General features: G+C 70.7%; 25 protein-coding genes and 1 pseudogene. 9 read left to right on the forward strand and 17 right to left on the reverse strand.

All coding sequences use genetic code 11. The features are described 5' to 3' along the window. From AB0I79_RS54925 to AB0I79_RS54940, 4 genes are all read right to left on the reverse strand, one after another. Nucleotides 1-698 (reverse strand): fatty acid desaturase (locus tag AB0I79_RS54925; protein ID WP_357892556.1); only part of this gene is annotated, 698 nt, incomplete at its 3' end. Between the two features lie 27 nt (nucleotides 699-725). Further along, on the reverse strand, nucleotides 726-1,037 hold the full coding sequence (locus AB0I79_RS54930; RefSeq protein WP_357892559.1) for a UBP-type zinc finger domain-containing protein: 312 nt from the start codon (nucleotides 1,035-1,037) through the stop codon (nucleotides 726-728). 233 nt (nucleotides 1,038-1,270) lie between these two features. Continuing rightward, the gene (locus AB0I79_RS54935) at nucleotides 1,271-2,647 is read right to left on the reverse strand and encodes a hypothetical protein (protein WP_357892562.1); all 1,377 of its coding nucleotides are present in this window, start codon (nucleotides 2,645-2,647) and stop codon (nucleotides 1,271-1,273) included. A gap of 137 nt (nucleotides 2,648-2,784) precedes the next feature. Continuing rightward, the gene (locus AB0I79_RS54940; protein WP_357892565.1) at nucleotides 2,785-3,204 is read right to left on the reverse strand and encodes an HIT domain-containing protein; all 420 of its coding nucleotides are present in this window, start codon (nucleotides 3,202-3,204) and stop codon (nucleotides 2,785-2,787) included. Nucleotides 3,205-3,370: 166 nt separating this feature from the next. Here AB0I79_RS54940 and AB0I79_RS54945 point away from each other — a divergent pair, with 166 nt between their 5' ends. Beyond that, the gene (locus AB0I79_RS54945) at nucleotides 3,371-4,345 is read left to right on the forward strand and encodes a hypothetical protein (protein ID WP_357892568.1); all 975 of its coding nucleotides are present in this window, start codon (nucleotides 3,371-3,373) and stop codon (nucleotides 4,343-4,345) included. Nucleotides 4,346-4,384: 39 nt separating this feature from the next. Continuing rightward, nucleotides 4,385-4,661, forward strand: a pseudogene (locus AB0I79_RS54950) (ATP-binding cassette domain-containing protein); the annotation flags it as partial. Between the two features lie 112 nt (nucleotides 4,662-4,773). Here the strand turns inward: AB0I79_RS54950 and AB0I79_RS54955 are convergent. Further along, nucleotides 4,774-6,198: a serine hydrolase domain-containing protein gene (locus AB0I79_RS54955; RefSeq protein WP_357892571.1), complete on the reverse strand. Its 1,425-nt coding sequence runs from the start codon at nucleotides 6,196-6,198 to the stop codon at nucleotides 4,774-4,776. Between the two features lie 119 nt (nucleotides 6,199-6,317). After that, nucleotides 6,318-7,133 (reverse strand): class I SAM-dependent methyltransferase, encoded by an 816-nt coding sequence (locus AB0I79_RS54960; protein ID WP_357892574.1) that lies wholly within the window; start codon nucleotides 7,131-7,133, stop codon nucleotides 6,318-6,320. Nucleotides 7,134-7,220: 87 nt separating this feature from the next. Between AB0I79_RS54960 and AB0I79_RS54965 the strand changes: the two genes are divergently transcribed. Further along, nucleotides 7,221-7,703 carry a MarR family transcriptional regulator gene (locus AB0I79_RS54965; protein ID WP_357892577.1) on the forward strand — a complete coding sequence of 161 codons (483 nt, stop codon included), beginning with the start codon at nucleotides 7,221-7,223 and terminating at the stop codon, nucleotides 7,701-7,703. Between the two features lie 167 nt (nucleotides 7,704-7,870). Further along, entirely contained in the window at nucleotides 7,871-8,005 is a 135-nt protein-coding gene (locus tag AB0I79_RS54970; protein ID WP_357892580.1) for a hypothetical protein, read from the forward strand. A 124-nt stretch (nucleotides 8,006-8,129) separates the two neighbouring features. Here the strand turns inward: AB0I79_RS54970 and AB0I79_RS54975 are convergent, their stop codons facing one another. The 7 genes from AB0I79_RS54975 to AB0I79_RS55005 all read right to left on the reverse strand — a co-directional run bounded on the left by AB0I79_RS54975 (nucleotide 8,130) and on the right by AB0I79_RS55005 (nucleotide 15,140). Next, nucleotides 8,130-8,612 (reverse strand): DUF4189 domain-containing protein, encoded by a 483-nt coding sequence (locus AB0I79_RS54975; protein WP_357892722.1) that lies wholly within the window; start codon nucleotides 8,610-8,612, stop codon nucleotides 8,130-8,132. Nucleotides 8,613-8,897: 285 nt separating this feature from the next. Next, nucleotides 8,898-9,323, reverse strand: a complete 426-nt coding sequence (locus AB0I79_RS54980; RefSeq protein ID WP_357892583.1) for a hypothetical protein — start codon at nucleotides 9,321-9,323, stop codon at nucleotides 8,898-8,900. 615 nt (nucleotides 9,324-9,938) lie between these two features. Continuing rightward, nucleotides 9,939-10,652, reverse strand: coding sequence for an alpha/beta hydrolase (locus AB0I79_RS54985; protein WP_357892586.1), 714 nt, complete (start codon nucleotides 10,650-10,652; stop codon nucleotides 9,939-9,941). A 58-nt stretch (nucleotides 10,653-10,710) separates the two neighbouring features. Then, nucleotides 10,711-11,331, reverse strand: coding sequence for a response regulator transcription factor (locus tag AB0I79_RS54990; RefSeq protein WP_357892589.1), 621 nt, complete (start codon nucleotides 11,329-11,331; stop codon nucleotides 10,711-10,713). Beyond that, a complete protein-coding gene (locus AB0I79_RS54995) occupies nucleotides 11,328-12,536 on the reverse strand; it encodes a sensor histidine kinase (RefSeq protein WP_357892592.1) in 1,209 nt (402 codons plus the stop codon). The genes AB0I79_RS54990 and AB0I79_RS54995 overlap by 4 nt, the downstream gene beginning before the upstream one ends. Before the next feature lie 34 nt (nucleotides 12,537-12,570). After that, nucleotides 12,571-14,388 (reverse strand): hypothetical protein, encoded by a 1,818-nt coding sequence (locus AB0I79_RS55000; RefSeq protein WP_357892595.1) that lies wholly within the window; start codon nucleotides 14,386-14,388, stop codon nucleotides 12,571-12,573. After that, nucleotides 14,373-15,140, reverse strand: coding sequence for an ABC transporter ATP-binding protein (locus AB0I79_RS55005; RefSeq protein WP_357892597.1), 768 nt, complete (start codon nucleotides 15,138-15,140; stop codon nucleotides 14,373-14,375). Before AB0I79_RS55005 ends, AB0I79_RS55000 begins: the two co-directional genes overlap by 16 nt. Before the next feature lie 429 nt (nucleotides 15,141-15,569). Here AB0I79_RS55005 and AB0I79_RS55010 point away from each other — a divergent pair, with 429 nt between their 5' ends. Continuing rightward, complete coding sequence (locus AB0I79_RS55010) at nucleotides 15,570-16,442, forward strand: class I SAM-dependent methyltransferase (protein ID WP_357892599.1); 873 nt, start codon at nucleotides 15,570-15,572, stop codon at nucleotides 16,440-16,442. Between the two features lie 126 nt (nucleotides 16,443-16,568). Here AB0I79_RS55010 and AB0I79_RS55015 read toward each other — a convergent pair whose 3' ends face one another. From AB0I79_RS55015 to AB0I79_RS55025, 3 genes are read right to left on the reverse strand one after another with little or no spacing between them, the layout of a single operon-like run. Further along, on the reverse strand, nucleotides 16,569-17,309 hold the full coding sequence (locus tag AB0I79_RS55015; RefSeq protein WP_357892601.1) for a sulfite exporter TauE/SafE family protein: 741 nt from the start codon (nucleotides 17,307-17,309) through the stop codon (nucleotides 16,569-16,571). Next, nucleotides 17,306-17,677, reverse strand: coding sequence for a nuclear transport factor 2 family protein (locus AB0I79_RS55020; RefSeq protein WP_357892603.1), 372 nt, complete (start codon nucleotides 17,675-17,677; stop codon nucleotides 17,306-17,308). The genes AB0I79_RS55015 and AB0I79_RS55020 overlap by 4 nt, the downstream gene beginning before the upstream one ends. Further along, nucleotides 17,670-18,143: a hypothetical protein gene (locus AB0I79_RS55025; protein ID WP_357892605.1), complete on the reverse strand. Its 474-nt coding sequence runs from the start codon at nucleotides 18,141-18,143 to the stop codon at nucleotides 17,670-17,672. The genes AB0I79_RS55020 and AB0I79_RS55025 overlap by 8 nt, the downstream gene beginning before the upstream one ends. 70 nt (nucleotides 18,144-18,213) lie before the next feature. Between AB0I79_RS55025 and AB0I79_RS55030 the strand changes: the two genes are divergently transcribed. After that, nucleotides 18,214-18,690, forward strand: a complete 477-nt coding sequence (locus tag AB0I79_RS55030; protein WP_357892607.1) for an Lrp/AsnC family transcriptional regulator — start codon at nucleotides 18,214-18,216, stop codon at nucleotides 18,688-18,690. Nucleotides 18,691-18,721: 31 nt separating this feature from the next. Here the strand turns inward: AB0I79_RS55030 and AB0I79_RS55035 are convergent, their stop codons facing one another. After that, nucleotides 18,722-19,357, reverse strand: coding sequence for a TetR/AcrR family transcriptional regulator C-terminal domain-containing protein (locus tag AB0I79_RS55035; RefSeq protein WP_357892609.1), 636 nt, complete (start codon nucleotides 19,355-19,357; stop codon nucleotides 18,722-18,724). Nucleotides 19,358-19,426: 69 nt separating this feature from the next. On the opposite strand from AB0I79_RS55035, the gene AB0I79_RS55040 reads away from it, so the two are divergent. The 3 genes from AB0I79_RS55040 to AB0I79_RS55050 are packed head-to-tail and all read left to right on the forward strand — an operon-like array spanning nucleotide 19,427 to nucleotide 21,802. Continuing rightward, complete coding sequence (locus AB0I79_RS55040; RefSeq protein WP_357892611.1) at nucleotides 19,427-20,386, forward strand: zinc-binding alcohol dehydrogenase family protein; 960 nt, start codon at nucleotides 19,427-19,429, stop codon at nucleotides 20,384-20,386. A 37-nt stretch (nucleotides 20,387-20,423) separates the two neighbouring features. Next, nucleotides 20,424-21,614, forward strand: coding sequence for an FAD-dependent monooxygenase (locus AB0I79_RS55045; protein WP_357892612.1), 1,191 nt, complete (start codon nucleotides 20,424-20,426; stop codon nucleotides 21,612-21,614). Next, complete coding sequence (locus AB0I79_RS55050; protein ID WP_357892614.1) at nucleotides 21,611-21,802, forward strand: hypothetical protein; 192 nt, start codon at nucleotides 21,611-21,613, stop codon at nucleotides 21,800-21,802. Before AB0I79_RS55045 ends, AB0I79_RS55050 begins: the two co-directional genes overlap by 4 nt. Nucleotides 21,803-21,852 lie beyond the last annotated feature (50 nt).

Genomic DNA, 21,852 nt, shown 5'->3' on the forward strand with positions numbered 1-21,852 from the left:
CAGGTGACGTGCTGCAGCAGCGCGACGCGGATCAGCCCGGCCCACAGGAAGGCGGTCAGCCCGCCGTACAGGGTGCCGGTGATCGCCCAGCCCGCCGCGAACGGCAGCGCCAGCGACAGCGCGCACAGCGCGGGAAAGGCGCGGGCGACGCGGCGCATGGCCGGGTCGGCCAGCAGGTCCGGGGCGTAGCGCTCGGCCGGGGTCGGATCGCCGTCGAACAGCCAGCCCAGATGGGCGTGGGCAAGCCCCCGAAGCTGCCCGCGCAGGCCGGTGCCGTACCGGTAGGGAGAGTGCGGATCGCCCGGCCGGTCGGTGAAGGCGTGATGGCGGCGATGCACCGCCACCCAGTCGATCACGTTGCCCTGGAAGCCCATGGACCCGGCAACCGCCAGCACCACCCGCAACCAGGGCCGGGCGGTGAAGGAGGCATGGGTGAGCTGCCGGTGGAAGCCGACCGTCACCCCCAGGCCGGTCACCACGTACAGGACGGCGGCCAGCAGCAGATCGGTGAGCATGACTCCCTGCCCCCACGCCAGGAAGACCGCGACCGCGAGCGCGACGAACGGCACGACCACGATCCCCGCCGTCAGTCCCACCTGGAGCCGACCGGCGGGAACGTGCTCTTCCGCCCCGGGGAAGGGCGAGGTGCCGTCGTAGTCCTGACGGCGTTCCGCCGCCTGCTCGGAAATGGTGGTCATAGGTTCTCTTTCGTCTCGTTCATGCGTCTATACGGTGCGGCGGTGCACGTAGCACCAGCGCCAGGTGGATCCGGGTTCCAGGGTGGCCACGACCGGGTGGTCGGTCTCCTCGTAGTGGGCGCGGGCGTGGCCACCTCGCGCATCGTCGGAACAGGCCACCCACCCGCAGCTCAGGCACACCAGCAACCGCGTCCAGACCCGGCCGAGTGCCAGGCACGCCGTGCACTCGGGCGGTCCGTACGCCACGGTCGAGGGCTGGTCGGCGTGATCACAGCGCGGAGCCTGACCGTTCAGGCCCGCGCGGTCGGTCGCCTTCGTTCCTTGTGCGTCCAGGGTCATCACGACGCCCTCACGGTGACAGCGACGCAGGTTGCGCCGTCTGGTCACCAACAGTCAAGGGGACCAGCGGGCCGAGGGAAACACGCAATCCCAGCTCGTCTCATCAGCTACGGCGATTGCGGGGCTCCCGGCAGGAGGACGAGGCGAGCCCGGTAGAGGGCCTTGTGCCGGTACGAGCCGTGCCGGGGAACCCGTCCGAGGACACCGGCCGACGTACAGCCGGCCCGAGCCGGTCAGCCGGTGTAGCGCAGGATGTGGACGCCCTGGTTCTTGTCGGAGATGTAGATGTAGCCACGCCGGTCCACGACCACGTCCTCCGTCTGGGCCACGAGCCTGTCTTCGGGCATCGGGCCGTACCTGCGGGTGGGGTCGGGCGGGACGAAATAGCCGACCTCGCGCGGCAGCCGGGTGTTCGAGACGTCGTAGACCCGTAGGCCGGCGTTGAAGTGCGCGACGTAGAACAGGTCGCCCTGCCGCTGCACGTCGGGGTGGTGCTGGTGGTGGTTGATGTTGTGCGGCCCGCTCCAGCCGCCCCTGCCGGAGAAGTCCGGGTACGGGGCTCCGGGCGGTGGCTCCGGCGTCGGCAGCAGCGACAGCAGCCACGGGTCGGCCGGGTCGGAGATGTCGACGATCGAGGCGTGCGGCGCGGCGCCCTTGCCGTAGGAGACGTCCTCGGAGTTGGCGAAGGCGATCTTCCTGTCCGGGATGGGCAGCACGCCGTGCACCCCGAAGCGGGAGTGGAAGGGCGGGCTGAAGTTCAGCCCGCCGACCGGCTTGGGCGCGGTCACGTCGGAGATGTCCAGCACGATCAGTCCGGCGGCGCCGTAGGGCAGGTAGGCGAGGTCGCCGGCCACGTACGGGGGGCCGTGCAAGGACACGTCGGCGCCGTTGGCGCAGCAGAAGCCGTGCGTGTGCGGGCGCCGCGGCGAGGGCGAGCTCCCCTCGCCGTCGCGCTGCCCGGGCACCCACCAGCGTCCCACCTCCCGGGGCCGGGCCGGGTCGCCGATGTCGACGATGGTGTAGATGTTGCCGCGAAACCCCTTCGCCCCGGCCGCCACGTGCACGTGGCGGCCGCCCGGATAGAGGTTGCGGTGCGTGCCGGTCCCGCCGGTCGTGTAGTGGCCGAGCCTGCGGGGGCGTACCGGGTCCTTGATGTCCCAGACGTACAGGCCCTCCTCGAAGGCGGCGGCGGGGTCGCCGCCGAAGTTCGGGAAGATCTGCTCCAGCGCGGTCACCATGAGGTCGCCGTGCAGATCGACCTGCAGCGTCCAGGTGTCCTCGGGCCCCGGCACGAACGCCACCACCTCCGGCCGCCGCGGATCGGTGACGTCCACGACGCTCCAGCCGGAGTGCCAGAAGTGGCCGGTGTAGAGATACCACCTCCCCTTCGCCTGGCGAATCGCCATCTTGAAGGCCGGCCGGTGATCCATGTCGGTGTAGCCGACGACCTCCACGTTGCGGGCGAACTGCCCCCTCGGACCCGCGGTCACCGCGTCGGCCTGCGCCGGTGCGGGGACCGCCTGGGTGGCCGCCAGGGCGGAGGCCGCCGTCAGCGAGGTACGCAACGCCTGCCGCCGGGACACCCCGATGCCTTGTCGCTCGACTTCCACGTCTCTCCTCACGCAGACGATCAAGAACGCGACCAGCCAAGCCGACCCCCGGTGAAATCTCCCGAAAGATCATCTTTATCCGGTCGAGCGTCCCGACGGGCCCTTGATCGAAACCGCGCGAAGCCGGCGGGCCGCTTTCAGGAGGCCGCGGCGGTCCTGATGTGATCGGCCAGTGGCGCCAGCGACGACAGCGGCAGTTCGCGATGCGTCCATGCCTGCCTGAGATCCTCGGGGGTGTAGCGGGGCAGCAGGTGAAGGTGGAAGTGGAAGACGGTCTGCCAGGCCGTGGGGCCGGTGGCGTGCCAGATGTTCATCCCGCCCGGTTCCAGCGCGCGCCGCAGCAGGGCGGCGCTGTGCACGGCGGCCCCCATCAGCAGGCCCGCCCGGTCCGGGCCGATGTCGGTCAGGTCCCGGCAGTGCTCGCGGGGGACGACCAGGGTGTGGCCGCGCGTCGCCTGCGAGATGTCGAGGAAGGCGACCGCGTGCTGGTCCGAATAAATGATCTCCGAGGGGATCTCTCCGGCAACGATGCCGCAGAACGTACAGGTTCCGGTCATGACCGCCCTTCCTCCCACATGATCGAGCCAGAGTGTAGCGACGCCTCCCGGGCGACGAGGAAATTTGCCCGCCTCAGCGCCTTTTTGTCCCATTAGTGAGCTGGTCACCCCCGATCGGTGATCCCGTCTCTGGTTCGTGAACCCGCACGTCAGCAGGCTTTGTTGCATGACGAACACACTGAAGCCGGCGCATCGGCCGCTGGCCTACTGCACGGCCGCGATGGCGCTCCTGGCGGTCGTGAGCGGCATCGGGCTCATCGTGGACGAGCGGACCGTGCTGGGCGAGGCTGTCTGGCTCAAGCCGTTGAAGTTCTCCGTGTCCTTCGCGCTGTACGCGATCACGCTGGCCTGGCTGATCGGCCAGATGGACCGCTGGCGGCGGACGATGTGGTGGCTGGGCACCGTGATCGTCGCGGGCTTCGTCGTCCCGGAGGTCTCCGCCATCACCTTCCAGGCCGTCCGTGGGGTGAGCAGCCACTTCAACCTCACTCCCGGGCTGGACGAGACCGTGTTCATGGTCATGGGCGGCGCCGCCTACCTCGGCTGGCTGTCAACCTTCGCCCTGGGCGTCTTCCTGGTGCTCCAGCGCCGCGTGGACCGGGCCATGGCCTGGGCGATCCCGCTGGGCTTCGTCATCTCCCTGGCAGGCATGTCCGTCGGCTACCTGATGACCGCCCCGACCCCTGACCAGGCGCTGAGCCTGGCCGCCGGGCTCGACCTGACCACCATCGGCGCGCACGGCGTCGGCGTGACCGGTGCCGGCTCCGGCATGCCGCTCACCGGCTGGGAGACCGGCGCCGGTGACCTGCGCGTCGCGCACTTCGTCGGCATCCATGCCCTCCAGGTGCTCCCGCTGCTCGCCGTCGTGCTCAGCCGCCTGTCGTGGCGCATCCTGGACGGCGCCAGGACCGGCCTCGTGGTCGTCGCCGCCGCAGGCTACGCGGGCCTCACCGGCCTGCTGCTCTGGCAGGCCCAGCGCGGCCAGGCCCTCATCCACCCGGACGCCCGGACCATCGCGGCGGCCGCATCGCTCGCCGCGCTCGTCGTCCTCGCCGCGGCGGCCGTCCTCGCCTGCGCCGCCCGGCGCGCACCCGCCGCCGCCCCGGCACCCGCCTCCGCCCCGGCGCCCGCCGCCGGCTGATTCGGCCGGGCCCGGGCACTGGACGGGCTGGACCTGCGCGTGCGGACCGGGGAGGTGCACGGCTTCCTCGGCCCGAACGGAGCCGGCAAGTCGACCACCATCAGGACCCTGCTGGGGCTGCTGCGCGCCGACCCCGGCCGGGCCGTGCTGCTGGGCGGCGACCCGTGGCGCGACGCGGCCGAGCCGCACCGGCGGCCGGCGGCCGGCGTACGTGCCGGGCGACGTGAGCCTGTGGCCGGGCCTGACCGGCGGCGAGGTGATCGACCTGCTCGGGCGGCTGCGCGGCGGCCTGGACGCGGCCCGCCGGGCGGAGCTGCTGGAGCCGGACCTCAGGCATGGATACCCGAGGTACCGGCCGCTGCGGTGAGCGATGGACACGGCGTCCGCGCGGTGCGCGAGCCTGCCGGACCTCGCCCCGCCCCCGGCGGTCAGGCCCGGCGGGCCAGGCGGCCGCCGCCGTTGCGAAAGCGCGCCTGGCCGTCGCGGACGTCGTGGTAGGAGACGAGCAGCAGGCGCAGGTATCCGTCGAACGCCTGCGGCGGGTAGCCGGCGGGCGCGAACAGGCCGGGCCGGATCTGCACGTAGCGCTGCGGCGGGGCGGCGGTGCTGCCGCCTGCGAACGCGGTGAAGATCCGCTCCTGGGCGGCGTCCGCCGGCTCGTAGGTGGTCCGCTCCTCCAGCTGGCCGTCCACGATGCTGACGTCGATGCGGAGCTGGTCGGAGCGGTAGGTGCCCACGTAGGGGGTCAGGTCGGCGTCCGGCTGCACGTCGGTGACCAGGGCGGGGATGGCGACGCCGAGGTGCTCGCCGAGCAGCCACTGCAGGAGCTGATCCTGCAGCATGATCGCCCCGGGGGTGTTGCCGAAGGCGGTGAACACCAGGTCGTGCTCGGGGACGACACACAGCAGGGACACCCCGCCGGGCGACGCACCCGACATGGCCAGGACGGTCGTGTCGCCGAACGGGTAGCACACCCAGCCCATGCCCATCGGCGGCACGTTCGGGGTGCGCATGTCGAAGGAGACCTGCTGCATCAGCGCCGTGGACGCCGCCGACAGGACGCGCGTGCCGGACGGGGAGATCCCGCCCGCGAGGTGGGTGCGTCCGAACGCGAGCAGGTCGGCGACGGTGCCGATCGGGGTGCCGCCGGCCGGCCCCCAGGTGTCGGGCAGCGTGAACATGCCGGTGGGCCTGGCCGCCATGGTCTCGGGGTCGGGGAAGTGGCCGATCGCCGTGCTGCGCAGGATGGCCTGCTCGGCCGAGGTGCTGGAGTCGCGCATGCCGACGGGCCCGTAGATGTCGCGCCGCAGCAGGTCGGGGAAGGGCAGGCCGGTCACCACCTCCAGCAGGCGGCCGGCGACGATCATGCCGCCGTTGGAGTAGCTGAGCTGCTCGCCCGGCTCGAACAGGGTGCCGCAGCCGCCCGCCAGGCCGGCGACGTACGTCTTGAGGGCGTCGCGGCCCTTGGCGTCGGGGAAGAACAGGTCCGCGTCGATGCCGTTGGTGTGGGAGATCAGGTGCCGGACGAGGATCTTGTCCGCCGCTCCCGGCACGTTCAGCGCGAATTCCGGCAGGTACGCCACGACCGGCGTGTCGAGGTCCAGCACGCCCTGGTCCACCTGCTGCAGGACCAGCGTGGTGGTCAGGACCTTGGTGACGGAGCCGAACAGGAACCCGGTGTCCTCGCGCATCGGCGCGCCGGTGGCCACGTTCGCCGTGCCGTGGGCGACGATGATCTGCTCGCCGCCGTGGTGGACTCCGGCGACGAATCCGGGGACCTGGTCGGAGGCGCAGAAGGCGGCAACCTGCTCGCGGATCCGGGCTTCGACGGTGTGCAGTGCGTTGTCGTTCATGTGGACGATCGTCGAACCTTGCCCCAGGGGCAAGGTCAAGCCCCGCACCGGGAAATCCGGAGATTCACCCCGTCGCCCGTCCCGACCTCCGGAACGCGACCGCGCAGCCCCGCTCGCGCTCAGAACCGGAGGCGCACGATGCGGGTGGATCGTTTCATGCCCGGCAGCAGGTTCATGAGGCGGTACATGCGGCGGATGTTCGCGGGGGCCTTGGCCATCAGGATCGGGGAGTCGTTCATCGGCGCCTCGTCGACGTACTCGAGCCTCGGGTGCCAGTCGGCCAGCGCGGCCGGGGTGTCGAAGCCGCAGTGGAACCGGGCGTCGTATCTGCGCAGCGTGGGATCCCATCTCGAGGTGCGCCACGCCCAGACCGACACCGTGTCGAGCTGGATCTGGCCGGTGGGGAAGGCGTCGGCGACGCTGGTCAGCAGCCGCCGGACGTCCGGCTCGGTCAGGTACGGCACCAGCCCCTCGGCGATCACCAGCACCGGCCGGTCGTGGGGGACGCGTTCCAGCCAGGCCAGGTCGGTGACGCTGGAGCCGATCACGGTGTAGTGCTCGCGCGGCGGCAGGAATCGTCGCCGCAGCTCGATGACGGCGGGATAGTCCAGGTCGTACCAGTCGACGGTGGCGGGCGGGTCGATCCGGTACGCCCGGGCGTCGAGGCCGCACCCCAGGTGCAGGACCACCGCGTCAAGGTGATCGGCCAGGAAGCTCCGGGCCCAGTCGTCGTGGGCCTTGGCGCGGACCACGGCCACGAGGCCCAGCTGGCTGGTGCCGAATCTGCGCTGGTCGTAGCCGGGGTCAAGGCGGCGCATCACCTGCTCGGCGTACTCGTCGCCGAGGATCGGGTCCGGCAGCCGGTTGTCCAGGGCCTTGGCCTTGAGGACGGGGCTGAGGGTCTTCTGCACTCCGACGAGTTCGGTCTCCTTCACACCAGCGACGCTACTCTTGTTTCACGAAATTCGTGAAGTATCTGAATGATCTAAACTGTGAGGCTCACGACGAGGGAGGGAGCCGCGGTGACGCGAGCGGACGAGGGCGCCATCGCCGGTTTCCGGGAACGGTTCGCGCAGATCATGGTCGAATCCGGCATGCCCCGGATGGCCGCGCGCGTGTACGCCGCCCTGCTGGTCACCGACTCCGGCAAGCTGTCGGCCGCGGAGCTCGCCGAGCAACTGGGCGTCGGCGCGCCGGCGATCTCGGGGGCGGTCAAGTACCTGATGCGGGTGCGGCTGGTCGAACGTGGCCGCGAACCCGGTACGCGGCACGACTTCTGCCGGATCCACGAGCACACCTGGAGCCACTTCATCAGCCAGTCCGACCCGATGCTGGTCCGGGTGCAGGCCGGCGCCGACGAGGGCACCGCGCTCCTGGGCCTCGACTCCCCCGCCGGGCAACGGCTGGAGGAGACCCGTCGGTTCTTCGCGTTCATGCGCGAGGAGATCAAGCAGTCGATGGCGAAGTGGTCGCAGCTCCAGGCGGCAGAACGCGAAGCGGGCTGAACGGCAGAACCTTCCCGAGCCGGCCGCCGCACCGCACCGGTTCTTCGCGCGGATCATCTCCCGCGCAGGCACGTCGGCGCCGCCGCAGCTCCGCGAGCATCAGGGCCGAGTCGTTGCCGGCCAGGCCGGCGCCGCTGGTCACATGGGCCCGATCTCCTCGAACGGAGGTGCCGGCCCGTCCGGAGCGCGCCGCCGCCGACGACGGCGCGCTCGACGACGACGGCGGCGGCAACCTGCCCACCGCAGCCGAGCACATCGCCGCTCCGCCGTGGGAACCGGGCGCTCCGCCGTCGACTCGGTGACCGGCCCCGGCGGGGATCACGCCGAGCGGCTGTGACTTCACGCGCCCGCCGGTTCCGTCACCGGGCTCGCCCGGCCACCGCATCCATCCAGCTCAACGAAGCAAAAATGGCTACCGTACCAGCGTTATCGCCTGGTGCACTGGTAGACGATCCAGCGGCCGCCGCCCGCGTTGGCGACGGCGTTCCTCTTCGCCCTGGCGGGCGTGCTCCCCCTACCGCCCCAGTAGACGTTTCTCCTGGCGTTGTAGGCGACGGCGCCACACCCGTTGGCGAAGGTGACGAGGACCTTGCAGCTGGAGCGGCCGCATTCCTTCAGTGCCCGCCGCTTGGCGGCACCCACTGTTCCGTAGTCCCAGGACCTGCCGGTACGGCCGTCCCGCGCCACAGCAATGGCGCCGTAGTAGTAGCGTGCTTGGCTTTCCCCCGCAGTGGCCGTTGTGGCCGACGTGGCCGCAGTAGCTGCTGCGGGGAACGCCGTAGCCAGCACTCCGCTCGCCATAAAGACGCAAGCGGCCACGGCGGTGAGCTTCTTGCCTAGCTGCACGATGTCTTCCCTTTCACGCCGTCCAAGCGGACGGCAAGCGCGGTTGGTGAGGAAAGTATGCATTGTGCCGCTTGCAAACCACTGAAACCGGTGAATGCTCAAGGGAACGATGTGAAGGCCGGCAGCGGAACGGGCAGGGGTCGAGCCGCTTGCGCGCCTCGTGGACCGATGCCGCGCCGCGGTACTCCCCGCCGGCTGACCGCGCCTTCAGGTACTTCGCGCCGACCTCCACCGCGGTCGCCAGAGCGTCCGCGACCTCCCACATTGGCCGCGTGGCGAAGCCACGCCAGGTTACCGGGCTGACGACCGCGGCGAGCGGCGAGCCCGAAGGCCCGCCGCTCGGGGAGGTCAGCTGATGAAGAATTCGTTGCTGCGTGCGGTGGATACGCTGCCGTCGCCGAGACGTAGTACGGCGACGAACTCGTACAGGCCGTTGGGCTGGAAGTCGGCCGCGTTGATCGAGAAGGTCGACTGCTTGACGTAGCCGTTGTTGTTCGCCTGCGGACCCACCGAGGCCCAGCCATCGCCGGGGACGCCGGCCTGTTCGTTGAGGACCCTGGGAGCGAAGGTGGTGGTGTTGCCCGAGGTCGAACGCGCGCTCAGGATGAGCTGGTAGTTGACCTTGTGGTCACCCGCCGAATCGCTCGCGTCGGCCTGCATCATCAGGTGGAACGGCGAACGCGGATTTCCACCGACCTCGTTGGGGGTGTCGTCCATCGTGCCGTTGGCGACGCTGGAGACATAGAGTCGTACGATCTTCACATCTGTGGCCATATCAGGCCTCCTTCGGGCTGGAGCGTCCGAGCTCGTGTCCCAGTCGCCGGCAGGACGCCCGGGATGCCATCCACTCCCCGACCGTTCTGGGTCGAGGCGGCCTTCCCCACTGAAGGAAGGCATGGCGAATCCGTCGAGAGCCGAGCCAGTGAAATGAAATCGGCAGATCATCGGGATCTGCCCGACTCTGGAAACCTGCGCCTCGCAAGGCCGATGGGTTCCCGTCACAGAGTCCAGACGCGTGCCTTACCGCCCGAAATTTGTAAGACACCCCATGCATACACCCTTCCTCCGAATACGCCAACACGCGTTCATGACCCGGCACAACCAACTTCTTGAAAACCATGAGATCATCGCAGGTCAGAGCCATACCGCACGACTATTTCCGGGGCGTCATTCCGACGTGACCATATCTCCGAAAATCTATATCCGATCGGCCTCTTCAATGAGACAGCCGCCACGACAGTCGGGAGAATGTGAAAATCCGAGATTTCGTCGCAGCGCTGTCCGATCAAGCGTTCTCGCCGGCGCCGCACCTTTGTCGGCAGCATGTGCGGCGCCGAAACCCGTCCCATGGCAGTTGCTACGCTGCTTCGCCTCCGGCGCCGACGTCGGTCACGCCGGGTCCGCCGCCGTCCGCCAGGCCTTGCGATCGAGGATGACGACGGCGGCGGCCACGAGGGCCCAGGCGGTCAGGCCCAGCCACTCCATGCGCAGTCCGTAGCCGCTGGTCCAGGGCACGCCGGGGTCGCGCAGGTTCTGCAGGATCAGCACGTTGCGGGGGCCGTGACCCGTCACGGTGACGGGCGGCTCGATCGGGCGGAAGCGCCAGCGGGCGCAGGGCCACACCTTGGCCGGCATGCCGTTGGTGAGGGGATAGGCGCGGCGGTCGGAGGCGACTTCTCGCTGGTAGGCCCTCAGGTCGACGGGCCAGGCGACGTCGCCGCAGACGACGGCGAACAGGGCGGCGAGCCCGTTGTCGGCCGGCACGGCGCTGGCCGGACGGCGGCGCGGGGGCGAGCGGCGGTCGCGACGCCCGCTCGCGCTGATGATCGGTGTCTTCGCGCCGGCGCTGGTGATGATCGCGCTCCTGCTCCTGGCCGGGGTGTTCGCCGAACTCTTCTTCCCGAGGATCCAGCAGATCCGCCTGGCGGTGCTCGGCCTGGCCCCGGTCGCCTTCCTGGCCGGGCTGCTCCAGGCGCGGCTGGCGCGGGTGTCCGTGGGCGATCTCGTGGTGGAGCTGCGGGCGGAGCCCGTGGACCTGCGCGGGCCGCCGGCCAGGGCGTTGCGTGATCCGTCGTCGTCGCTGGTGTACCCACCAGCCGCCATCTGCGCCGTTCCTGCAGGTGGGCGAGGGTGGGCTCCGGTACGGCGGGTGGTTGGCCGACTAACTGAGCAAACCGCGTCGATACCCCTCGCCGACGGCGGCGGCGCGGTCGCGGACGCCGAGTTTGTCGTAGATGTGCAGCAGGTGGGTCTTGATGCTGGCCTCGCTGATGAAGAGTTTGGCGGCCGCCTGGCGATTGGAGGCGCCGTCGGCAACAAGGGCGAGAACCTGCAGCTCGCGGTCGGTGAGGGCGGCCTTGACCGGTCGGCGCACCTGGCCCATCAGGCGGCCGGCGACGGAGGGTGACAGGACCGGCTCGCCGGCGGCTGCGGCGCGGACTGCGCGCAGGAGTTCGTCGGTGGGGGCGTCTTTGAGGAGGTAGCCGGTGGCGCCGGCTTCGATGGCGGGCAGGACGTCGCAGTCGCCGTCGAAGGTGGTCAGGACGAGGGTCTTGATGTGGGGGTGGGAGTGGCGCAGGGCGGTGATGGCGCTGACGCCGTCCGTTTCGGGCATGCGCAGGTCCATGAGGACGATGTCGACCTTGAGGGCGGTGGCGCGGTCGATGCCTTCGCGGCCGTTGGCGGCTTCGCCGGCGACGTGGATGTCGGGTTCGGCTTCGAAGGCGGCGCGCAGGCCGTGGCGGACGATGGGGTGATCGTCGACGATGAGGAGGCGGATCACCGGGGGTTTCCTTGGAGTGCGGGGATGGTGGCGCTGACGGCGGTGCCCTCGCCGGGCGTGCTCTCGATTTCGAGGGAGCCGCCGATGCCGCGTAGGCGTTGTCTCATGCTGCTGAGCCCGAATCCTTCGCCGCTGGGGTTGTGGATGCCGGTGCCGTCGTCGCGGATGTCGAGCAGGACCACGGCGCCGGTGTAGGAGAGGGTGAGGCCGGCGCGAGTGGCGCCCGCGTGTTTGGCGACGTTGGCGAGGGCTTCCTGCGCGACGCGGAAGAGGGTGACCTCGATGGCCGGGCTGAGAGGAACGCGGTCGCCGGTCACTTCGACGTGGAGGTCGACGCCGGTGCTCTGGCTCCAGTCGCGGGCCAGGGTGGTCATGGCTTCGGGGAGGTGGGCGTCCTCGAGCTGGTGGGGCTGGAGGGCGGCGACGGAGCGGCGAGCTTCGGTAAGGCTGTCCTGGGCGAGGTTGAGCGCGAGTTCGACGTGGGTGGCGGAGTCCTCGAGGCGCTGGGCGGCCCGTAGCTGGGTGATGATGCCGGCGAGGCCCTGGGCGAGGGTGTCGTGGATCTCGCGGGCCATGCGCTGGCGTTCGTCGAGGATGCCGGCCTGGTGGGCCTGAGTAAGGAGCTGGGCGTGGAGGCCGGCGTTCTCCTCCATGGCGGCCTGGAGGTCGCTGGCTGCCTTGCGGTATTTGCGCTGCCGATCCTCGATCTTGATGCCCGCGATGTGGCCGCCGCCGATGGCGACGGTCTGCACGACGATGATCGCCAGATAGAAGACGATGAGCTGGACGGTGGCCTGGGCCCAGTCGAGCGTCGAGCCGTACAGGACGAAGGAGGTGGCGGCGACGGCGGCGAAGGTCCACCTGGAAGGAGCGAAGTCGGCGGCGAGGAATAGTCCGGTGATGCAGTAGATGAGGAAGCTTGGGTGGTGAAGGGTCAGCAGCGCGGCCGTGGCCAGGACGCCGACGAAGTGAACGGTGACGGCGACCCGGCGTCCGCGCACGGCGGCGGGGAGGAGGGTGTGGGCGCCGAGACACCAGGCGAGGGCCAGGGCGGTGAGCGCGAGAGTACGGGGGATCCCGCCTTCGGGCTGGACGGGTGAGGCCAGGCTGATGACCAGGGAAGCGGCGAGGGTGACGTAGGGGACGATCTCGACGACGCGCTGGAAGCGTCGCTCCCAGGGGGAAGGCGGGAAGGGGTCGTTCATCCGGGGGCGCCCTCCTCTCGGGTGCGGATGGGTTTCAGCTGGTGGTGACCGACGAGGACGAGCTTAGGCGCATGGGGATCAGGATGGCGTAGCCGTACATGAGCAGCCCCAGGGCGATCATGAAGATGATGGTGGGCCATTGCCAGACCGGCGGGAGATGAAGGGCGAGGAACCATCCGCGGTCCTCGATGCCGACGATCTTCATGACCATGGGCACGACTCCTTGGGGGAACAGCGGAAGCCAGGCAATGGTGTAGCTGATCGTGACGCCGATGCGGTGCTGGATGGGCAGGTCCGCGGTGGTGGGCTTGTCAGCCTGGGGCGCCGGGCCGTGCTTCATGAGGTTGAGCAGATCGATCCCGTGGTTCTCGAGTCTGCGGTAGGCGATCCTGCCGAGTCCCCAGGCGCTGAGGGCGCCGGTCAGCACACCTGTGGCGGTGCCGGCCCAAGGGTGGAGGAGGATGGCGCCGGCCGCGGGCAGGGCGGTGGCGGGGACCGCGAGGAGCACGAGCCAGGCGAGGCTGGTTTCGGCGGTTTCGTCGGCGCCGGTGCTGAGCGGGTTGCCGCCGCGCTTGTGGGGGTCGGTCCCGGGGACGAGCGAGGTGACGGCGAGCAGGACGATGATCCCGGCACCGCCGCCGAGGAGGGCGGGGAGCAGGCCGAGTACCCACGGCCAGGCCCAGGTCTGGCCGCTGACGAGGGTACCGGCCAGGGAGAGGATGACGGCGGCCGGGCCGACGACGAGGAGCCAGGCCCGCTGGCGGCCACGTACGTCGGCGCGCTCCGCGCCGGGGATCATGAGGGTGAGCCAGAGGGCGGTCCCGTCGGCGCCGTAGAGGTTGGCCGAGGACGCGGCGGCCATCACGATCGCGATGAGTCCCGTGAAGGGGACCATGATCCAGGCGTCGAGGGCGAGGAGCAGGAGGGGGGTGACGATGGCGTAGGAGAAGGCGGTGGCGAGGAGCTGGATGCGGACGAGGTCACGCCACCAGGCGCGCAGTTCCTTGGCGGCGGCGATGCGGGCGCCGCCGGTGGCGGGGAAGGGCCGGGGCGTGCCCCGGCGGGGCGGCACACCCCCGCGTGCGGCCGAGACGACGCGCCGCGCCAGCAGGCCGGCCCAGGCGGCCAGGAGGAGGGCGATCACGCCGGCGTTGGCGGCGAGGATGGCGAGGGCGAGAGGCCAGGGGGCTTCGATGGCGGCCACGCCCCATCCGGAGGGCAGGACGCGGACGAGGATCTGGGACCAGGCGGCGGCGTCGGTGCCGCCCAGAGCCACGACGGGTGCCCAGCCGTTGCTGCACAGGGCGATGGCGGTGCCGGTCACGATGCCGACGGCGGCCGCGGTGGCACGCGATCTGACGAACAGCCCGATGAGCGCCACGATGACGCGGGAGATCATCACCATGGTGATGAGCGTGGCGAGGGCTGCTGCCAGGCCGATGAGCACTCCGGCTGGGCCGAAGCGCCAGCCGTACACGGGCAGGGACAGCAGGGCGATGAGATTGACCGCGGGTGCGGGGCCCGCGAAAGCTCCGGCGAGCAGGGCCGTCGCGATCCGGCCTGGCGTAGCCGGGAGCATGGAGAAGTATTCGGGGCGCAGAGCCTCGCTGCCGCCTCCGATGAAGATGGGGCCGAAGATCCAGCCGGCGAGCCACACGGCCAGCGTGAGAGGCAGATAGGCGGGCCACAGGACGGCGACGGCGATCGTTCCGAAGGCCAGGAGCAGCCCGCCCGAGACGCCGGCGTAGAGGTTGGCGGCATCATCGCCGCGCAGGGAGTTGCGCATGATCGCCAGCCGCATGCGGATCATGGGCTGGGCGGCGACCGGGCCGGAGGTCAGGAGGTGAGCCATGCCAGCCCCTCCGTTCCACCGGTACGGGCGCCGACGAGGTCGACGAAGGCGTCCTCCAGGTTTCCGGCGCCGCGTACATCGGCCAGCGGCCCGGCGGCCACGACGCGGCCGTCGGAGATGACGCCCACGTGGTCACAGAGCTGCTCGACGAGGGCCATAACGTGGCTGGAGATGATCACCGAACCGCCGTTGGCGGCGAACCTGCGCAGGATGGTCCTGATCGTGGCCGCGGAGACAGGATCGACGGCCTCGAAGGGCTCGTCCAGGACGAGCAGGCGGGGCGCGTGCAGGAGCGCGACGGCCAGGCCGATCTTCTTGCGCATGCCGGTGGAGTATTCGATGACCAGGGTCCGCTCGGCGGAGTCGAGTTCGAGGATCTGGAGGAGTTCGTCGGTGCGCTCGGCGACGACGGCGGGAGGCAGGCCACGCAGCAGGCCGAGGTAGGTGAGGACCTCGCGGCCGGTGAGCCGTTCCGGCATGGCGTTGCCATCGGGCAGCACGCCGATCAGCGCCTTGGCCTGAACGGTGTCACGCCAGACGTCGACGCCGAAGATCTCGGCGCTGCCGGCGTCGGGGCGGAGCAGGCCGACGGCCATGGCCAGGGTGGTGGTCTTGCCTGCTCCGTTGGGTCCGACCAGGCCGTAGAAGGATCCGGCGGGGACGGTGAGGTGGATGTCGTCGGCGGCCAGGTGGCCGCCGAAGGCTTTGCGGAGTCCGGTGGTGCGGAGGGCGGGTTCCCGGTGTGTTGGCATGCCTTGAGAATCGCGCGGGGCGGGGGGTGGCGGATCGTCCGGCCGGAGAGCGGGATGGTGGATTCCGGCATCAACCGATCGGTTGATGCCGGAAGGGGGCGACCCGCCCGCCGGAACCGAAGTGCCGACTTGCCCATCGGTATCGGGACTTCGTGGGTGCCGCAGAAGAGAGTTCTTCGCTCAGCACGGCCGTTTCCCCGAGGGGCGCTCCGAGGTGCTGGACGACGCAGTCGCGTTCGTCGCCGCCCAGGTGAAGGCCCCCGCCGCCGAGCTGAGCTGGTTCGAGTGGCAGGGCCGCACCGCCGAGCGCCACCGGGCGCACGTCCGCACATTGCTGTATGGGCATGCGCCCACTATGGTGGGCGCATGCCCATTACGACGCAAGAGCAATCACACCCTTCCGAGAACGAGCCTCACAAGGCCCGGCAGATGGCGGAGTCGTTCGGGGCGGACGTCGAACGCTACGACCGGGCCCGGCCCCGCTATCCCGACGCCCTGGTGGAGCGGATCGTCGCCGCCAGCCCCGGTCCCGACGTCCTCGACGTCGGCTGCGGCACCGGCATCGAGGCCAGGCAGTTCCAGGCGGCCGGCTGCACGGTGCTGGGCGTCGATCCGGACGCGCGGATGGCCGAGTTCGCGCGGCGCAGCGGGGTCGAGGTCGAGGTGGCGACGTTCGAGGCCTGGGATCCGGCCGGACGGTCGTTCGACGCGGTCGTCGCGGGCCAGGCCTGGCACTGGGTGGACCCGGTAGCGGGCGTGGTCAAGGCGGCGCAGGTGCTGCGGCCCGGTGGCCTGCTGGCGGTGTTCGCGCACGCCTTCGCCCCTCCCCCCGCCGTCGCGGAGGCCTTCGCCACGGTCTACCGGCGGGTGGTGCCAGACTCGCCGTTCCAGGGCCAGGCGCCGAGGCAGGCCCTGGACATCTACCAGACGATGTTCGCCAAGTTCTCCGACGGGATCCGGGAGGCCGGCAGCGGGTTCAGCGACCCGGAGCAGTGGCGATTCGATTGGGAGCAGTCCTACACCCGCGATGAATGGCTGGATCTGCTGCCCACGACCGGCGGCCTCACCCGGCTCCCGGCGGACAAGCTGGCCGAGGTGCTGGCAGGCGTCGGGACTGCCATCGACGAGATCGGGGGCAGGTTCACGATGACGTACACCACGCTGGCGGTCGCCGCGGCGCTGACCGCCACGCCCGCGCAGGCCACCACCGGCAGCCTGACGTCCCACGCGCGCGGCGCGGGCTTCGGCGCCCGTCGGCAACCGCCGGCCGCTGCCGCTCATCCAGATCGCGCGGACAGCTGAACCACGTTCCCGGCGTGATCGATCCTCCTTCCACGTAGTCATTCGCCACGCGCGGCTTGTGAGCGGCGTCGAGGGCGCGTCATCGTGCAGGCCGAGTGACCGATCACGTCGCTTCCCGCACCGAGGTCAACCGGCGTACGAGTCCCAGCCCAGCTTGAGCGCGACCGCAAGCCCGCAGGCGGCGGCGAGGTAGCGCAGGCTGTGACCGGGCAGGCGGCGCGCGATCTTGGGCCCGACCCAGCCACCGAGCAGGAAGCCGGCCGCCAGCGGGAGCGCCGCGCTCCAGTCCACCGGCCCGAAGAGCGCGAAGCCGACCGCGGCCACCGCGTTGGCCAGGCCGGACAGCACGTTCTTCATCGCGTTCAGCTTGGCGGCCGGATGGTCGAACATGGCGGTCAGGAGGGCGAACAGCAGGATGCCGCCGGCCGCGCCGAAGTAGCCGGTGTAGCAGGTGACGGCGAACAGCGCGATCCGCCCCAGCGTCCCGTGCTCACCCCGCCCGCCGCCGGAGGGCGGGCGGACCAGCAGGAGCGAGGCCATCGCGATCAGCCAGGGCGCGATGAGCTCGAACGTCCTGGCCGGCGTCACCAGCAGCAGGAGCGCGCCGGCCGCGCCGCCCAGTGCGGCGATCGGGCCGAGCCGGAGCATCCGCCGGCCCTCCCCGGCCAGCTCGGGGCGGGACCCGGCGGCGGCGCCGACGCCGGTGAAGGCGAGGGCGACGGTGTTGGTGACGTTCGCGGTGAGCGGCGGCAGACCGAAGGCGAGCAGGGCGGGATAGGAGACGATCGAGGCGAGGCTCACCACCGTGCTCACCACGCCGGCCGCAAGGCCGACACCGAGCAGGCCGAGGACGTTTCCGGCGATCACCCGCGGGTCTTCCTGTAGGCGTCCTTGAGACAGATCTTCCCGTCGCGGAAGCGCCACAGGTCGATGCCGTACTCGCGGTACGGCGACCCGTCATCGGCCACGAGGTGGTACGTCCAGGTGCACACGGCCCACTCGCCGTTCATGAGCGGCTCGCCCTGCTCGATGACCGCACCGGCATCGTGCTCGAACATGGCACGGAAGCCATCGGCCAACTCGGCATGCCCTCGGAAGGTGCGGCCCGGCTCGGGACCGACGGACGCGGCGTAGACAGCGTCCTCGGTCATCAGCTCCAGCAGTCCGCCGACGTCACGCCGGGCCCAGGCGTCCGCGAAGCGTTCCAGGCACTCACGCGGGCTCGTCTCAGACATGATCGTTGTACTCCTGTGCGAGGTAGGCGTCCAGATCCGGGCCATCGGGGTTGGCCAGGACGTGCGTGATCCAGGCACGCCGCTCGAAGTCGGTGACGCTCAGCTCCCACACGCACCCGGCCGCCTCGCCCGGGTGCGACGCGAGTTGCTCAGGCCGGTCGGCCGGCGCGGAAAGGATCCGCTGGTGGACCTCGTTCTTCTCGGCCCACCAGCAAGCCAGCGCGTAGCAGAGTCGGGGCGCGTCGTGAGCGATGACGAACCCGACACCGTACCGGCCGGGGGCGACGGCGGGCGTGGGGAGCGCTTCCCGTGCGGCACGCAGGGCGGCCTCGGCGACTTGCGCGCGGGCAGGCCGCCCGTACGGCGCGATCGTGTACAGCTTGACGACCCAGTCACCCAGCTCGGCCCGGCGCAGGAAACGCACGACGCGCGGCTGGTACGGAAGGTCAAGCGACGGCGGACGCATGCATCGCTCCTTAGTAAGTAAGGTAATATCGATCATTTCCTTTATATGCTGAGGCTATCGGAGGGTTCCCGTGGCTGTGCAGCCCCTGGACGCCATCAACCGCATCCTGCTGGCGGAGCTCTCCCGCGACGGACGCAAGACCGTCCGCGCGCTCGCCCCGCTCGTGGGGTTGTCCGAGCCCTCCGTACGCGACCGGCTGGACAAGCTCTCCCGGGATGGAGTGATCACCGGCTACCGCGCGGTTGTCGAACCGGCGGCGGTCGGCGCGGGCACGGCCGCGTTCATCGCCCTGCGGTTCAGCTCCGAGCCCGGGGCCAAGGCGGAGGTCAACGCGGCTCTGGAGCGAGAGCCTTGCGTACTGGAGGTGCACGAGGTGGCAGGCGAGGACTGCTACCTGATCAAGGTCAGGGTGGGCACCACCGTCGACCTGGCCGACGCGCTCGACCGTATCCGCGCGATCCCGGCGATCTCACACACCAACTCCACGGTCGTCCTGCGCACGGTCTTCGAACGGCCCGTCACCATCGAGGCCGGACAGCCGAACTGACCGGACCCGCGAGCTGGCCGACCGGGAGCCGTCAGCGCAACCGAGCCGCCAGCCCGTCGAGCACGACGCCGAGCTGCCGTTCGAACCTCCGGTCCCCGTCGTCGCGGAGGTGCCCGGCGGCCTTGACCAGATCGGCACCTTCACCCAGCCACGCATCGCGCTCGGCGAGCGAGTACCGGTCCGGGTCGGCGCCGGCAGACTGGCTGCGCTCCTGCTCCTCGATCACGAAGCCGACCACGAACGCGGTGACCAGGTCGACGGCGTCGTCCGCCTCGGCCAGCGAGAACCCGGCCGCGGTCAAGCGCCCGAGCCAGGGGTCCTTCGCCTTCACCACTTCGGGGTCGGAGAAGCGAGTGCCGCTGAAGATGCGCGCTCCGTCCCGGTGGAGCAGGTACTCCGAGCGCAGGACGCGGGCGTAGGCGGCCATGTCGTCCCGCCAGCCGGCGCCGGGAGCGATCTCCGCGAGGGCGTGGATGACGCGGCGCATGACGAACGTGCTCATCTCGTCGAGCAGTTCCTGCTTGTTGCGGACGTGCCAGTACAGCGCGGGGGCTCCCACGCCGAGCCGGGAGGCGAGCGCGCGGACGGTGAGAGCGTCCATGCCCTTCTCGTTGAGCAGTTCGAGCGCCACCGCCACGATCCGCTCTCGCGTGATGCCCTTCGCCACGGTTGACAGCTTAACAAAGTTCAGGCACGGTGGGTGACATCCGAATTGAACTTAGTTCAGGAGCGTGTCATGCGTGCTGCAGTCGTCAACACCCCTGGATCGACACCCGTCTGCGCGGACTTCCCCGACCCGGAACAGCAGCCGGGCCGCTCACCGCTGAGGCTCGTGGGCGCGGGTCTGCACCACGTCGTCCGCGGGCTGGCCTCCGGCCGCCACTACGGCAGCGACCACGCCTACCCCCTCGTGCCGGGCGTCGACGCCGTGGCCCGGACCGGCGACGGGCGGCTGGTCTACACGGGCCTCGCCCGGTCACCGTGGGGAACGATGGCCGAATGGATGGTCACCCCGTTCGAGGTGGAGCTGCCCGCCGGGGCCGATCCGCTCGCGGTCGCCGCCGGCATGAACCCCGCCATGGCGGGCTGGATGCCGCTGACCACCCACCGCAAGGAGGCCGGCGAGCTCGGCACCGTGCTGGTGCTCGGGGCGACCGGCATGTCGGGCAGCCTGGCCGTGCGGGCGGCACTGTCCCTCGGCGCGAAGCAGGTCATCGCCGCCGGACGCGATCACGAGGCGCTGGAGCGGCTGCGCGGCCTCGGCGCCGTCACCGTCCCGCTCGCCGCCGCGGCGCCCGACGCCAGGGCGACCGCCCTCGCCGCCGCCGTCGCCGAGGCACAGCCCACGCTCGTGCTCGACCTCGTGTGGGGCCCCGTCGCCGAGGCCACCTTCGCCGCGCTGGGGAAGGCCGGCACGGACGACGGCAGCGCGTCGATCGACTACGTGCAGATCGGCTCGCTCGCCGGAACCGAGGCGGCGCTGCCCGCGGCACTGCTGCGCAGCCGGCGGATCCGGATCAGCGGCAGCGGCGCGGGCTCGGTCTCCAAGGCCGAGATGATCAGCGAGATTCCCGAGATCATCGCCCGGTTCGCCGACGGCACCTTCGACGCGCCGTACACCGACTACCCGCTCAGCCGCGTCGGCGAGGCCTGGGCGCATCGAGGGCACACCCGCGCCGTCGTCGTCCCGGACTGACCGAGCCCCCCACTCAAGCAGAAAGGGAAACGGCATCATGCGGAAACGCGCATTGGTCGTCGGGCTCGGGATCGCCGGCATGTCCGCGGCGATCGGGCTGCGGCAGGCCGGATGGCGGCCGGTTGTCGTCGAACGGGCCCCGGAACGTCGAAAGGGCGGCTACTTCGTCGGCCTCATGACGGAGGGCAGGCAGGCCGCCACCGACCTCGGCATCGCCGGCCACCTGCACACCCGCAACCCGCCCGACGGCGGGAAGACGTGGTCGCTGACCCGGCGCGGGAACCGTGAGCCGGGCCTGGGATACCTGCACCAGCCGGGCAAACCCGCGGCAGTGGTCCGCGGGGACATCGAAGCCGCGCTCTGGCAAGGCACCCGCGGGGACGGGACGAGCGAGCCCATCGACGTGCGGTTCGCGACGAGACCCGTCGAGATCGACGACACCGGTACCGACGTGCGAGTGCTGCTCGAGGACGCCGGTACCGGCGCGCGACACTGCGAGACCTTCGACCTGGTCGTCGGCGCCGACGGACTGCGATCGAACGTGCGCCGCATGGTCTTCGGCCCGCACGAGGACTACATGACCAAGTGGGACGCGATGATCTGCGCGTTCCAGCTCCAGGAACAGGTGCCGTCCTTCGCACGGGCGGACAGCATCATCAGCGCCCGCGCGGGCCGTGCGGTGTGGGTGTTCGGGTTCGCCGACCGGCCCCCGACCGCCCTGTTGACCTACCGGACCGGGGACATCGAAGAACAGTTCACCGGATCCAGGGTCGAGCGGCTGTGCACCGTCTTCTCCGAGATGGACGACCCCGTGGTGCGGCACACCCTGGACTCCTTGGAACGGACGCCGGATTTCCTGTTCGACTCGGTGCACCAGGTGAAGATGCCCCGGTGGAGCAGAGGAAAGGTCGTTCTCGTGGCCGATGCGGCGTGGTGCCCGAATCTCTACTCGGGAATGGGGGCCACCTCCGGGCTGCGAGGTGGCGCCGAGCTCGGCCGGGCCTTGCGGGAGAACCCGGACGACCTCGACGCCGCGCTGACCGCCTGGGAGTCGCGGCTGCGCCCGTTCATCGGGAAGCATCAGCGGATCGCCCGGGTGAAGCAGCAGATGTTCGTGCCGTCGAGCCGTCCCGCCGAAGCCCTTCGCTCGGTGGTCCTGCGCCTGGCGTGCACGGCGCGAGAGCGCAGGTTGGCCAAGGCCCGTGCCGCGGAAGGAACCGCATCGTGACCGTAACCATCGCCGAAGAGCCGTGGGACAGCGCGGACGGCGTCCGGCTGCGCCGGGCCATGCAGGTCGAACTGGCCGCCCGCTACAACCTGCCCGACCAGGAGACCGAACCGCCGACCGCCGAACCCATCAGCCCGACGAGAGGCTTTGTCCCCCGTGCGAGCCACCGCAAGTGTCCACTGTGGTGACGATCCCGAGCCGTCGATTCATGGCGTTCGAGGTGGTCACGCTGCTGCTG

This window comes from Nonomuraea sp. NPDC050202 (assembly GCF_040656115.1).
Lineage (GTDB): Bacteria > Actinomycetota > Actinomycetes > Streptosporangiales > Streptosporangiaceae > Nonomuraea.